Source organism: Azospirillum brasilense (genome assembly GCF_001315015.1).
Lineage (GTDB): Bacteria > Pseudomonadota > Alphaproteobacteria > Azospirillales > Azospirillaceae > Azospirillum > Azospirillum brasilense.
Map to the genome: position 1 here is coordinate 149,027 of NZ_CP012917.1, position 13,953 is coordinate 162,979.

The window sequence follows — 13,953 nt, forward strand, 5'->3', positions numbered from 1 at the left end:
GAAAAAGTATCGAACGCTCCCGCCGGGTGGACAAGCCGCTGACCCTGGCATGAGCCTTCAGCGGCCGCGACCGGCGGAAGCCGACGCGCACGCCCCCAGCAGCCATTCGCGGAACGCCATCAGCGGCGGGTGATGCGCGCGGGACGGCGGGTGGACGAGGTGATAGGCGCGGTCCGGATTCCGGTAGGGCCGGTCCAATGCAGGCACCAACGACCCGTCCCGCATCTCCGCCTGCACCAGCAGGGTCGGCAGCAGCGCCACCCCCAGCCCGGTGATCGCCGCCTGGGCAGTGGTGGAGAACTGCTCGAAGAACATGCCGGCGCCCTCGTGCCGCTCGATGCCCTGGGCGGCGAACCAGTCCCGCCACGCCTCCGGGCGGCTGGTGGTGTGCAGCAGGGGCAGCGCCACGAGGTCCGCCGCCGCGCCGATGGGGTGGGCGGCCAGGAAGGACGGGGCGCAGAGCGGCAGGACCTCCTCCTCCATCAGCCGCTCGCAGACGGCGCCGGGCCAGTCGGCGGCGCCGAAATGGATGGCGGCGTCCAGATCCTCCGACCGGAAGTCGAAGGGCTCCATCTTCGTCATGAAATGGATGATGACCTGCGGGTGCGCCGCCTGGAAGGCGGGCAGGCGCGGCACCAGCCAGCGCGTGCCGAAGGTCGGCAGGACGGCCAGCTTCAGCACGCCCCCCTGCGGCGCGGTCATGACCCGCAGCGTCGCCGCCCCCACGCGGTGCAGCGCCTCCCGCACCTCCGCCGCGTAGGATTCGCCGGCCGGGGTCAGGGTCACGCGCTGGTCGCGGCGCACGAACAGCGGGACGCCAAGCTGGTCCTCCAGCGCCTTGATCTGCCGGCTGACGGCGCCCTGGGTCAGCGCCAGCTCCTGCGCCGCGGCGGTGAAGCTGCCGGTGCGCGCCGCCGCCTCGAAGGCGGAGAGAGCGCTCATGGACGGGAGAAGACGGCGTTGCAGACCCATGGGTCATGACTATAGCTCATGACCGGGGGAAAGAAAGTCGGTTGCGCGGGGCGGGGCCTGCCGCCAGATTGAGGAGGATTTGAACGCCCAGCCGAGGAACGAGCGCGCCATGCAGACCAATGGCAAGACCGGAGGCCAGTTGATCGTCGAGGCGCTGGAGGCGCAGGGCGTCGAGCGCGTGTTCTGCGTGCCGGGCGAAAGCTACCTCGCCGTGCTGGACGCGCTGCACGATTCCGCGATCCGCACGATCAACGCCCGCCACGAGAGCGGTGCGGCCATGATGGCGGAGGCCGAGGGCAAGCTGACCGGCCGGCCGGGCATCTGCTTCGTCACCCGCGGCCCCGGCGCCACCAACGCCGCGCCGGGTGTGCATGTGGCGCAGCAGGACTCCACCCCGATGATCCTGTTCATCGGCCAGATCGAGCGCGGCATGCGCGGGCGCGACGCCTTCCAGGAGGTCGACTACACGCTCATGTTCGGCGGCATGGCCAAGTGGGTGGCCGAGATCGACAGCGCCGACCGCGTGCCGGAGATGGTCAGCCGCGCCTTCCACACGGCACTCGCCGGCCGCCCCGGCCCGGTCGTGCTGGTGCTTCCGGAGGACATGCTGGTGGAAACGGCGGACGTCGTCGCCGCCCGCCCGGCCCAGCCGGTGGACAGCGCCCCCACCCCCGCCCAGGTCGCCGAGGTCGGGCGTCTGCTCGCCGGGGCGAAGCGCCCGCTGGTGATCGCCGGGGGGTCGCGCTGGACCGAGGACGCGGTGGCCTCGCTGCACGTCTTCGCCGAGACCTTCGCGCTGCCGGTGGCGGTCACCTTCCGCCGCCAGATGCTGTTCGACCACACGCACCCGAACTACGCGGGCGACATCGGGCTGGGCATCAACCCGAAGCTGGTCGCCCTGGTGAAGGACGCCGACGTGATCCTGCTGCTCGGCGGCCGCTTCTCCGAGGTGCCGTCGCAGAGCTACGGGCTGCTCGGCATCCCGGAGACCGGCAAGACGCTGATCCACGTCCATCCGGGGGCGGAGGAGTTGGGCCGCGTCTACAACCCCGACCTCGCCGTCAACGCCACGCCGGGGGGCTTCCTCGACGCCGTGGCCGGGCTGGAGGCGCCGGTCTCCCCCGCCTGGGCCGGTCGGGCCGAGACCGCGCACGCCGCCTACACCGCATGGAGCGAGCCCCCGGCCTCCATCCCCGGCGACGTCCAGATGGGCGCCGTCATGTCCTGGCTGCGCGACACCCTGCCCGACGACGCCATCCTGACCAACGGCGCCGGCAACTACGCCACCTGGATCCACCGCTTCTGGCACTTCCGCCGCTTCGCCACGCAGGCGGCGCCGGTCTGCGGCTCGATGGGCTACGGCCTGCCCGCCGCCGTCGCGGCCAAGCTGCTCCACCCGGAGCGGGACGTGGTCTGCTTCGCCGGCGACGGCTGCTTCCAGATGACCGGGCTGGAGTTCGGCACCGCCGTGCAGGAGGGCGCCAACCTCATCGTGCTGGTCATCGACAACGGCATGTACGGCACCATCCGCATGCACCAGGAGCGCGATTATCCGGGCCGCGTGTCCGGCACCGCCCTGACCAACCCGGACTTCGCGGCCCTCGCCCGCGCCTATGGCGGCCATGGCGAGACGGTGGAGCGGACGGAGGAGTTTGCCCCGGCCTTCGAGCGCGCCCGCGCCGCCGGCCGGCCGGCCATCCTGCACGTCAAGCTCGACCCCGAGGCCCTGACGCCGAACCGCAGCCTGTCCGACATCCGCGCCGCCGGGCGCCAGCGCTAATTCTCCACCGGTTGCCTTACACCGAGGACCTTTTCCATGCAGCACCGCGACCTTCTCTCCCGCCTCGGCCTTGAGCTTCCCGCCGACGGGGCCGGCCTGTCCGTCCGCTCGCCCATCGACGGCGCCGCGCTGGGCGTGGCGCCGGTCACCCCGGCGGCGGAGATTCCGGAGGTGGCCGCCCGCGCCCAGCGCGCCTTCGAGGCGTGGCGCTCCGTCCCGGCCCCGCGCCGCGGCGAGCTGGTCCGCCTGCTGGGCGAGGAGCTGCGCGACGCCAAGGAGGATCTCGGCCGTCTCGTCACGCTGGAGATGGGCAAGATCGTCCAGGAAGGCCTGGGCGAGGTCCAGGAGATGATCGACATCTGCGACTTCGCGGTCGGCCTGTCCCGCCAGCTCTACGGCCTGACCATCGCGTCGGAGCGTCCGGGCCACGCGATGCGCGAGACTTGGCACCCGATGGGCCCCTGCGCGGTGATCTCCGCCTTCAACTTCCCGGTCGCGGTCTGGGCCTGGAACGCCGCCCTGGCGCTGGTCTGCGGCGACCCGGTGATCTGGAAGCCGTCGGAGAAGACCCCGCTGACCGCGCTCGCCTGCCAGCGCATCTTCGAGCGCGCGGTGGCCCGCTTCGGCGACGCCCCGGCGGACCTGCTCCAGGTCGTCAACGGCGGGCGTGACGTCGGCGAGGCGCTGGTCGCCAGCCCGCTGGTCCCCATCGTGTCGGCCACCGGCTCGACCCGCATGGGCCGCGAGGTCGCGCTGAAGGTGGCGGAGCGCTTCGCCCGCCCGATCCTGGAGCTGGGCGGCAACAACGCCATGATCGTGGCGCCGTCGGCCGACCTCGACATGGCGGTGCGCGCCATCGTCTTCTCGGCGGTGGGCACCTGCGGCCAGCGCTGCACCACGCTGCGCCGCCTGATCGTCCACAAGGACGTGCGCGACACGCTGCTGCCGCGCCTCAAGGCCGCCTACGCCTCGGTTCCCATCGGCAATCCGCTGGAATCCGGCGTGCTGGTCGGTCCGCTCAACGACAAGGGCGCCTATGAGGGCATGCAGCGCGCGCTGGAGCAGGCGAAGGCCGACGGCGGCGTGATGACCGGCGGCGGCCGCGCCCTCGCCGAACGGTATCCGGACGCCTGGTACGTGCAGCCGGCCATCGTCGAGATGCCGGGCCAGACCGACATCGTCCGCCACGAGACCTTCGCCCCGATCCTCTACGTCCTGACCTACGAGACGCTGGAGGAGGCCATCGCGCTGCAGAACGCCGTGCCGCAGGGTCTGTCCTCCTGCATCTTCACCACCGACATCCGCGAGGCCGAGAGCTTCCTGTCGGCGTCGGGCAGCGACTGCGGCATCGCCAACGTCAACATCGGCCCGTCGGGCGCGGAAATCGGCGGCGCCTTCGGCGGCGAGAAGGAGACGGGCGGCGGGCGCGAGTCCGGGTCCGACGCCTGGAAGGGCTACATGCGCCGCCAGACGGCCACAGTAAACTACTCCCGCTCGCTGCCGCTGGCCCAGGGAATCAAGTTCGAGATCGCCGGCTGATCCAGCCTGCGCACAAGAAGAAGGCCGCCCGTTCCACCGGGCGGCCTTTTCTCATGGCAAAGTCGTTGGAAGCTCAGAAGGCTTCGCGCGGAAGCCGCCTTGCGGGTCGTTCGGGGGAGGTGTTGCGGCGCAGGTGCTCGGCAATAGGGGTGAGCTGTGCCAGAACCTGCTCGTGGGTCAGGCGGTCCCGGCGCAACACGGCCTGGACCACGGGATCGTTCAACAGTTCGGCAACGCGGCAGCGCCACGTCTGCTTGGGCAGTCCGTTCATTGCTGTTCTCGTTGCTTGTGGGTTGAAAAAACGCCGGCCCTCACCGGCCGGCGTACGGTACGCGGAGCATGTTACAGTTCGACGCGTACGGCCCGTGATATTTCGGGTACCTGAACGTCCTGTGTACGTGCCTCCGGCATAGGGAACTTAGCGGAAAAACAGGGGCCGCTCAGGCCCCCTAAACCGCGCTTTTCGCCGCCGCCTCGCGCGCCCTCACCTGCTCGCGGTGGAAGATGTAGATGCCGCTGGCGACGATCACCAGACCGCCGGCGAGGGTCGAAGCGCTGGGCGACTCCCCGAAGACCAGCAGGCCGTAGAGCACCGCCCAGATCAGCGTCGTGTAGCCGAAGGGCGCCACCGTCGCCGCGTCCGCCACCGTGTAGGCGCGGATCAGGCAGTAATGGCTGCACGCCCCCAGCACGCCGAGCATGATCATCAGCGCCGCCCCCGTCAGGTCCGGCGTCACCCAGCCGAAGGGCAGCAGCAGCCCGCAGAGCACCGTCCCGGCCATGCTGGTGTAGAAGAAGGTCGTCAGGGTGGAGTCGCCACCGCGCAGCAGCCGGGTGACGATCTGGTACAGCGCGTTGCACAGCGCGGCGGCCAGCGGCAGCAGGATCGCCCATTGGAAGACGATGCTGGCCGGACCGATGATGATCATCGCCCCGATGAAGCAGCCCAGCACGCCGAGACCACGCCGCCAACCCACTTTCTCCTTGAGCAGCGGAACGGAAAGGACGGTGACCAGGACCGGGGCCACGTTGGCGATGGCTGCCACGTCCACGAAGGGCAGCGTCTTGTAGGACACCGCCACCAACAGCGTCAGCACCGCCAGCAGGGCGGAGCGGAGAATTTGAATGCCTGGACGTTTGGCGATCAGGTGGCCGGGGGAGCGCACCGCCACCACGGCGAAGGCGATGGCCAGATGCACCGCGAAGCGCGCCCAGGCGACCTCCGCGAAGGGATAGGTCTGCACCAGAACGCGCAGGGTCGCGTCCTGCGTCACGAACAGAAGCGTGGTCAGCAGCATCCAGGCGATGCCGGCCCGCCCGGAAGAGGCTGTGGACAGGGCCTTTTCGGTGGCGGTCATCGGGTGGCGCTCATGGGCGGGACGGTCCTTCCTGTGGCGCGCCGGTCCTTTTCACGAACCGGTGCGCCACACCCTGCGCCCCTGGGGCCGAACGGTCAAATGCGATGCTGGTATATCAGTACGGACCTGCGGTTACGGCCACGCCGGCCATTGGAAAGGGGTCGGCGTGGCGCATGCCCGTCAGTGCTTGTGCTGCGTGCCGCCGGCCTGCGGCCCGGCAGCACCACCATGGGACGGGGCGGCGGACCCGGCGCTCTGCACGTCCACCTGAACGGTCACCGGCCCGGCCTTCTCGAAGGTCAGGGTCAGCGGGAACGCCTTCCCCGGAGCGAGCGGCTGCTTCAGGCCGAACAGCATGACGTGCAGGCCGCCGGGCTGCAGCGCGGTCGGCGAGCCGGGCGACACCTCGATGGCGTCGACCTGGCGCATCTTCATGACGCCGTTGTCCATCAGATGGGTGTGCAGCTCCGCCTTGTCGGCGACGGGTGTGCTGGCCGACAGCAGGCGGTCGCTGTCCGGGCCGTGGGTGCTCAGCACCATGTAGGCCGATCCGTTCGGGGCCGAGGGCGCCGTGGCGCGCGCCCAGGGATGTTCGATGTCGACCGGCCCGGCCTTGAAACCATGGGCCAGGGCGGTGCCGGCGGTCAGGGCAACCAGCGCGGCGAGAACCAGGGCATGCTTCTTCATGATGACGGAGTCCTGCAAGAAAGGATGTGTCGGACGATCAGTTGAAATGGGCAGGACACATCATCGGCGGAGCACGGGCGTTCGGACGGAAGACGCTCCGGCGGCGGAGCTTGCGGGTTCGGAAGGGAAGCGCGCGCTGCGCCCCGGACAGGCGCGGCGGCGGAACGGCGACGTCCGCTGGGGAGAGCATCGCCGGAGGTGCGCAGCCGAGCTGGCAGCCCAGGCAATGCTCCAGATCGTGCTTGGGCTGACCGGGCGCGGCGGGCATCCGGTCCGACGCCCCGTCCGGTCCGCACATCGACGACGCCCAGAAGGACTGCGCCAGACCAGCGGAGAGCATGGCGACCGCCTGCCCCGGGACCTGGACCAGGATCAGCAGAAGAATGGCGGCCAGCGTCGCGGCGATCCGGGATCGCCAGCGGGACGGAGGCCGGCGGGACGGACGCGGACGCACCGCAAGCGCGGCGCCGCCTTCCTCGCGATGCCCGCTCGCCCCGTTCCGCTCCGCGAAACGGAGAGGGGGGGCCGATGGCCGTGCTGACGTTGCCCCGTTCAAACCGGTTTCCATTCCACCCACAGGACGGATGACCGGTTGTAGGCGATGTGCGTGGAGCTTGTCGAGTTGCCGCCGTTCACGCGCCAGCGCAATCGCGCTTTGCCTTCCTAGCCCTCTCCCCAGGGGGGAGAGGGAATGTCAGATGCAATTGCCCTGGTTTGGCCGCCGCTGCGGCGTCAGGCCGAATCCCCGTCCAGCAGACAACGCACCGTGATCTGCAACGTGTCCACGCCGACCGGCTTGCTGAGCATCCGCGTGCCCGCTCCCAGTCTGTCCGCTTCGAGGGCGGCGTAATGGGCGTAGCCGGTCACGAACAGCACCCTCAGCCCGGGGCGGATCTCCCGCGCGACGTCGGCCAGATCCCGCCCGGTCATTCCGGGCAGCCCGACGTCGGTAATCAGAAGATCGATCGCCGTGTCCGACTCCAGGATGCGGATCGCCGCCTCGGGTTCGGCGGCCTGCAGGACATGGTATCCCTGCCCTTCCAGCGCCTCGACCCACAGCATCAGGACGAGGGCCTCGTCCTCGACCACCAGGATGGTTTCATCGTTGCGGGACGGGTCCTGCGACGGCGCGTCCACAGCGGGGACCGAGCTGTCGGCGCCGTCCACTCCGTCATGCTGCGGCAGGTACAGGCTGACGGTGGTGCCCTGGCTGGGCTGCGACCGGATGGCCGCGTGCCCGCCCGATTGACGGGCGAAGCCATAGAGCTGGCTCAGCCCGAGGCCGGTGCCCTGGCCGATCGGCTTCGTCGTGAAAAAGGGTTCGAACGCCCGCTCCAGCACGTCCGGCGGCATGCCGCTTCCGGTATCGGTGATGCGGAGCAGGACATAGCGGCCGGGGAGGATGTCCCCTTGCGCGTCCGAGATGGTCTCGTCCAGAACGGTGTTGCTTGTCTCGACGCGCAGAAGCCCGCCGTCCGGCATGGCGTCGCGGGCGTTGATGGCGAGGTTGAGCAGGGCGCTTTCGACTTGGTTGGCATCCGCCCAGGTCCGCCAGAGCCCGTCGGCCAGCACCGTTTCCACTCGGATCGACTCACCGACGGATTGTTGGATCAGGCCGCTCATCGCGGTGGCCAGGGCGTTCAGGTCCAGGCTGCGCGGCGTCAGCGGCTGGCGCCGGGCGAAGGCCAGAAGGTGCCGGGTGAGCGCCGCGGCGCGGTCGCCCGCCGTGATGGACATGGCGACGTGCCGCAGCAGCGGTTCGTCGGCGGACAGCGCGCCCCGCAGCAGATGCAAGTTGCCGAGCATGACCTGCAACAGGTTGTTGAAGTCGTGGGCGATCCCGCCGGTGAGCTGGCCGACCGCCTCCATCTTCTGGGCCTGCTGCAACGCCTCCTCCGCCTTCTGGCGCTCCCGCATCTCGGTTTGCAGGGACCGGGTGCGCTCCGCCACCCGGCCTTCCAACTCGTCGTTGGCCCGCTCGATGTCGGCCAGAAGCGTCCGCATGCGATATTGGCGCAGGCGGGTCCGCGCCGCGGACTGCGCCGCGCTTTGCAGCGCTTCGGCGTGCAGGGGCGGGTCCAGCAGCGTGACGTTGCCGAGCCGCTGGAACTGCGCCCACCGCGCCTTGCTGGCCGACCGGTTGCCGCGCGCGGTCAGCACAAGGACCGGCAGATCCGACCAGGGCGGCTGGGCCTCCAAACAGGCGACCAGAGGCTCCATCCCTGACCTCAGCAACGCGCCTTCGGAGAGGATCAGGGCCGTGACGTCCCTCGTCAGGCCGTCGCACAGGGCCGGCAGATCGGCGCAGAATTGCGTGGTCATGCCGACCTCATCCAGCACGAGGCGGATAATCTCCGCGTCGCGGCCATACGGGGCGAGCACAAGGATCGGGGCGTCCATGCGCTTCGGTCAGCCCGTCTCGCTCCGCCCGCGCAACAACGGGTCCGCCGACCCGTCATAGCTGGGCACGCCGGTGAGTACTCCTTGGAACTCCAGAAGCTGCGGACCGACCTGCATGCCGTCGGGAAACAGCCGGAATTCGCGGATCGCCAACTCATGGACGCCGGTGCGCTTCTTGACCACCGAGATCGCCTTGCGCACCTGCCCCGCCGCTTCGAAGAAGCGCAGCAGGACCACCGTGTCGCTCATGAAGGACAGATCCACGGGATTTTGGATGTCGCCGACAATGCCCTGCTGGGCCAGGATGAGGATGGTCACGACCCCTTGGTTGTTCAGATAGGTCAGCAGCTCGTGCATCTGCAGGATGAGGGCTTTTTCCTCCGGCATGGTGCTGAGGTACGAATTGAGGCTGTCGATCACCACGACGCGGGCCTTCTGGTCCTCCACTTGGCGGCGGACCTGCCAGACGAACTGGCCCGGCGACAGGCGCGACGGGTTTGCACGCTCCCAGCCCAGCTCGCCCCTGCTCACCGCCTCCTCGATGTCGATGCCGAGCGCGGTGCTGCGCAAGGCCAGGGTTTCGAAGGATTCGTCGAAGGAGAAATACGCGGCATACTCGCCACGGCGCACCGCCGCCGCGACATATTGCAGGGCGATGGACGATTTGCCGACGCCCGAGGGACCAACGAGCATCGTCGTCGTTCCGCGCGTCAGTCCGCCGCCCATCAGCTCGTCCAGCCCGCTCAGACTGCTCGACACGGCGGTCGGCTGGAATTCCGTCTTGTGCTCGTCGGCGATCAGGCTCGGGAAGATCAGCACATTGCCGGGCGTGATGGCGAAATCGTGCCAGCCGCTCTGATATTCGGAGCCGCGCATCTTGGCGATCCGCAGGCGCCGCCGCGCCGCGCCATAGGAACGCTCGATCTGCTCCAGGCTGACCACGCCGTGCATCAGGCTGTGCAGTTCCATGGAACCGGTCTGGCTGGTCAGGTCGTCCAGCGCCAGCGTGGTGCAGTGGCGCCCTTGCAGGAACTGCTTCAGCGCCAGGATCTGCCGCCGGTAGCGGAGCTGGTCCTGGGCGAGCAGGCGCAGCTCCGACAGCGAATCGATCACCACGAGATCCGGCTTCTCAGCCTCGATCCGCTCGGTGATCAGGCGCATGGTTTCGCCCAGTTCGACCTCGGACGGGTAGAGCACGCTCTGCTGCCGGTCGAGCTGCGCCTCCAGCGGGACGAGTTCGAAAATGCCGATGCCGTCGAGCGACCAGCCGTGGCTGGCGGCCGAGGCGCGCAGCTCCGTCTCGGTTTCCGACAGGGTCACGTACAGGCCGCGCTTGCCGTCGCGCAGGCCCTTCAGCAGGAATTGCAGCGCGATGGTCGTCTTGCCGGTTCCCGGCGCGCCTTCCAGAAGATGAAGCCGCGCGCGCGGCAGCCCCCCTCTCAGGACCAGGTCGAATTCTGGAATTCCGGTCAGGATCTTGTCCGTCTTGGTCGGCTTCGACACCCAGGTCTCCTCTTGGTCTGGCCCGCTGGCAGCGCCTTGCGCCACACGCCGCCATGATGGTGAACGGCCCGAACGCCTGGACGGACGGGACAAACGCGCAGTTTTGGAGAACATCCACGCCCTGTGGACGCATCTCCGCCACCATCAACCCGATGCCGGTGCTCCTGTTCCTTTGTGCTTTTGGAATGCCAACCGTCGGGGATGCTTGCGCGCCACTGCGGGTTACCGCGATGTTGGACGGCAGCGCGAACGACGCCAGGGCTGAACTTGCGTGGCCTTTACCGACCCTCCCCCAACACACGGCGGCGCTTGGGGTCCGGACCGAGCGAGCGGATGAAGGGCGGCAGCCCGCCAGCGGACCGCGTGTTGAAGGCCGCCTTCGGCGCATCCCCCTCCGCTTTCTCCGGCACCGCCGTCTCTTCCATAGCAGTCTCGGGGGCAGCGTTCGCCCTGCCGAAGCCGCGGGCGATCCACAGGATGAGCGCACCGGACAGCAGAAGCACCAGCGGTGGCACGGTGGCGCCCAGGCCCCAGGGCCACAGAACCTCTGCCCGGCGCGCCCAGCGCTCCGCCCAGAAACGCTCGGCGATCTGCCGCACGCGCTCCTCGCCGAGGTCCGGCGGGGCGGCGAGGCTGGTGCCGTCGGGGAAGTCCGTCCGTGCCACGACACCCCGCCTCACCCCATCCTCCACCACCGCCTCGTCGGCGGCGTAGTGCTGCGGCAGGAAGGCGTCCCTTGCGTCCGAATAGGCATAGAGACCGGCGAAAGGATGGTGCCCGTGCAGATCGGCGGCGGCGAAGGCGGCGATAACCGCCCCCCACAGCAGGGCGGCAGACAGCCAGACCCGCCACAGGCCCTTGCTCCAGTTCATGTCCCGTCTCCCTCTTGCCCAAGGAGGCTCTTCCCCAAGGAGGCGGAAAAACTAAAGACCCGGCCAGCGGGCAGCCAGGGTCAAAAACCGGCCTTTCGCAACCAGACCTTTCAGAATCAGGCCGCGGGCTTCAGCAATTCGCGCAGGATGTGCGGGGTGATCGGCTTGTGGACGAGGCGGAAGCCGGCGCCGCGGATTTCCGTGATGCGTTCGGGCGCCGTGTCGCCGGTCAGCACCACGGCGGGGATGCGCACGCCGCAGACACCGTGGATGTCGCGGATCGCCTCCACCCCTGTCCGCCCTTCGCGCAGGCGGTAATCGGCGATGATGAGGTCCGGCAGCCGGCCCAGCCCGTGCAGGATATCCACCGCCTCCTCCGCCGACACGGCGGCCACCACCTCGTAACCCCACTGCTCCAACAACGTGCGCAGGCTAAGCAGCACGATGGCCTCGTCGTCGATGACCACCACCAGCCCCTGTCCATCGTCGTTGGCCCGGTCCGGCCCGCTGCGGCGCAGGATGGCGCGGGCGCGCACGGAGGGAAGCTCCACCGAGAAGACGCTGCCCCGCCCGGGCCGTGAGCGCAGGACGACCGTGTGGCCGAGCAGTCCGGCCAGCCGCTTCACGATGGCGAGACCGAGACCCAGCCCCTTGGCGCGGTCGCGCTCCTGGTTGCCGATCTGGAAGAACTCCTCGAAGACCGCCTGCTGCAACTCCTCCGGCACACCGACGCCGCTGTCCGCCACCTCGATGCGCAGCGCGCCGTTGCCGCGCCGGCAACCGACCACGAGGCCGCCCCGCTCGGTGTAGCGCAGCGCGTTCTCGATCAGGTTGCGCAGGATGCGCTCCAGCAGCATCGGGTCGGTGCGCGCCCACAGCGAGGTCGGCACGACCCGCAGCCGCAGCCCCTGCCCTTCCGCCTGAGGACCGTATTCCGCGGCCAGCCGGTCGAGCAGCGGCCCCACCGCGCATTCGGTGACGCTGGGCTCCACCGCCCCGGCGTCGAGCCGCGACACGTCGAGAAGACCGTCAAGCAGGAGCTTCAGCGCGTCCAGCGAGTGGCCCATGCTGGCCACCAGCTCATGGCCGGGATGGCCGTGCAGCTTGTCGCCCAGAACCTGCGCGAAGAAATAGAGCGATTGCACGGGCTGGCGCAGGTCGTGGCTGGCCGCCGCCAGGAACTGGGTCTTCGCCCGCTCCGCCTTCTCGGCGCGGGTCTTTTCCCGCCGGGCCTCGTCCGCCGCGGTCAGGGCGCGCTCCATCGCCTGCTCCGCCGCTTCCTTGGCGGCAAGCAGCGCCTCCGCCGCCGTCCGGCGGGCGGTGATGTCACGCACGATGCCGGTGAAGCGTACCTCGCCGTCGGCCTTCCATTCGGCAACGGACAGCTCCAGCGGAAACACCGACCCGTCCTTGCGCTGGCCCGTCACCTCGCGCCCGATGCCGATGATCCGCCGCTCCCCCGTGCGGTGGTAGCGCTCCAGATAGCCGTCATGGGCGCTGCGGTCGGGATCGGGCATCAGCATGCTGACGTTGCGGCCGATCACCTCCTCCGCGGCGTAGCCGAAGATGCGTTCGGCGGCGCGGTTGAAGCTGTGCAGGGTGCCGGCCCGGTCGATGACCACGATGGCGTCCACCGCCGTGTCGACGATGGCGCGGTAGCGGGCCTCCGCATGGGCCACGGATTCACTGGCGCCGACCAGCGCGGCGCTGGCCTCGGCCAGGACGCGGTGCAACTCGTCGATCTCGCGCACTGGCACGCCGCCGTCGTAGCGGATGGCGCGCCCCTCCATCAGGCTGCCGCCATGGGCGGCCAGTGCGCGGACGGGATGGGCGAGCCGCCGCGCGAAGATCCCCGCCGACGCCAGAGACACGGCCAGCAGAAACAGTCCCAACCCCAAGGCCAGCACCACCGTGCGGTTCAGGGGATTGAGCACGGCCTCGGTCGGCGTCGCGGCGACCAGGGTCCAGTCGGCGCGCTGCGAGCGGTGGAAGGCGCCGATGATCTCCACCCCGTCCAGCGTGGCGCCGCGGTAGTTGCCGGCCTCCGCGGTGCCGCGCGCCGCCAGGAACCAGTCGGGCACCGCCCGTCCCAGATACTCCGCATGCTCGCGCGAGCGGGCGGCGATCCGGTCCTGGCCGTCGATGATCGCGGCGATCAGGCCGGACCGGGTCTCAAAACCCTCCAGCAGATCGCTCCAGGTCCGCGGATCGACCACCGCCGACAGGACGTAGCGCAGGCTGCCGTCGCGCAGCACCGGCACCATGACGGCGATCGTCGGGCGCACCGCCGCCGTCGCGGTGACCAGATCGGACACCGCCGGCTGGCGGGTCGCGGTCACCCGTTGCAGCGCGTCGCGCTGTGGCGCATCCGGCAGCGGGACGCCGAGCCGGACCGCCGTGTTGGCGATCTGCCGCCCCGACGGGTCGATCAGCGCGATGTTCGTCCAGGAGGGGTGCTGAGTCAGCGCCAGCGTCGCCCGCTCATAGAAACCGGCGGGATCGTTGGCCGCCAGAGCGTCCGTGCGGGCCAGCGCCCGCAGCGCCTCGATGGTCGCTTCCAACTCCCGGTCGACGATCAGGGCCAGCGCCTCCGCCGTGTCGGACATGTTGTTCTCGACGGCGTCCCGCTGCTGCTGCACCAGCCAGCCGATGAGCATGCCGCCGAGCAGGAGCATCGGCACCAGCGTCACGAGCACAAGCCTGAGCAGGTACCCGCGCAGAGTCATCGGTTGCTGACGGGACACCGTCTTCAGCGGCATGGATGGACAACCCGAAAGGTTCGCGGCGCGAACAGATTATCGCATCTTGCTCCGCCCTTTCGTGCTTCGCCACCGGAATCTTA

General features: G+C 69.7%; 11 protein-coding genes. 2 read left to right on the plus strand and 9 right to left on the minus strand.

Going from position 1 to position 13,953, the window contains the following annotated elements; all coding sequences use genetic code 11:
* Positions 1–57: 57 nt before the first annotated feature.
* Positions 58–972 (minus strand): transcriptional regulator GcvA, encoded by a 915-nt coding sequence (gcvA, locus tag AMK58_RS25570; RefSeq protein WP_035680604.1) that lies wholly within the window; start codon positions 970–972, stop codon positions 58–60.
* 109 nt (positions 973–1,081) lie between these two features.
* Here gcvA and AMK58_RS25575 point away from each other — a divergent pair, with 109 nt between their 5' ends.
* Together AMK58_RS25575 and amaB are read left to right on the plus strand one after the other, a co-directional pair.
* On the plus strand, positions 1,082–2,752 hold the full coding sequence (locus AMK58_RS25575) for a thiamine pyrophosphate-binding protein (protein ID WP_059399622.1): 1,671 nt from the start codon (positions 1,082–1,084) through the stop codon (positions 2,750–2,752).
* A 36-nt stretch (positions 2,753–2,788) separates the two neighbouring features.
* Positions 2,789–4,291 carry an L-piperidine-6-carboxylate dehydrogenase gene (gene amaB / locus AMK58_RS25580; protein WP_059399623.1) on the plus strand — a complete coding sequence of 501 codons (1,503 nt, stop codon included), beginning with the start codon at positions 2,789–2,791 and terminating at the stop codon, positions 4,289–4,291.
* A gap of 73 nt (positions 4,292–4,364) precedes the next feature.
* Here amaB and AMK58_RS25585 read toward each other — a convergent pair whose 3' ends face one another.
* The 8 genes from AMK58_RS25585 to AMK58_RS25620 form a co-directional block, all read right to left on the minus strand.
* Positions 4,365–4,562, minus strand: coding sequence for a hypothetical protein (locus tag AMK58_RS25585; RefSeq protein ID WP_014200253.1), 198 nt, complete (start codon positions 4,560–4,562; stop codon positions 4,365–4,367).
* A 178-nt stretch (positions 4,563–4,740) separates the two neighbouring features.
* Complete coding sequence (locus tag AMK58_RS25590) at positions 4,741–5,649, minus strand: DMT family transporter (RefSeq protein ID WP_051140987.1); 909 nt, start codon at positions 5,647–5,649, stop codon at positions 4,741–4,743.
* A gap of 180 nt (positions 5,650–5,829) precedes the next feature.
* On the minus strand, positions 5,830–6,336 hold the full coding sequence (locus AMK58_RS25595; protein WP_035683114.1) for a copper chaperone PCu(A)C: 507 nt from the start codon (positions 6,334–6,336) through the stop codon (positions 5,830–5,832).
* A gap of 37 nt (positions 6,337–6,373) precedes the next feature.
* A complete protein-coding gene (locus AMK58_RS25600; protein ID WP_035683112.1) occupies positions 6,374–6,790 on the minus strand; it encodes a DUF2946 family protein in 417 nt (138 codons plus the stop codon).
* A 278-nt stretch (positions 6,791–7,068) separates the two neighbouring features.
* Positions 7,069–8,736 (minus strand): ATP-binding protein, encoded by a 1,668-nt coding sequence (locus AMK58_RS25605; protein ID WP_035683110.1) that lies wholly within the window; start codon positions 8,734–8,736, stop codon positions 7,069–7,071.
* A 9-nt stretch (positions 8,737–8,745) separates the two neighbouring features.
* The gene (locus AMK58_RS25610) at positions 8,746–10,239 is read right to left on the minus strand and encodes an ATPase domain-containing protein (protein WP_035683108.1); all 1,494 of its coding nucleotides are present in this window, start codon (positions 10,237–10,239) and stop codon (positions 8,746–8,748) included.
* Between the two features lie 278 nt (positions 10,240–10,517).
* Positions 10,518–11,111: a hypothetical protein gene (locus tag AMK58_RS25615; protein ID WP_035683106.1), complete on the minus strand. Its 594-nt coding sequence runs from the start codon at positions 11,109–11,111 to the stop codon at positions 10,518–10,520.
* 116 nt (positions 11,112–11,227) lie between these two features.
* Positions 11,228–13,870 carry a PAS domain S-box protein gene (locus AMK58_RS25620; protein ID WP_059399624.1) on the minus strand — a complete coding sequence of 881 codons (2,643 nt, stop codon included), beginning with the start codon at positions 13,868–13,870 and terminating at the stop codon, positions 11,228–11,230.
* Positions 13,871–13,953 lie beyond the last annotated feature (83 nt).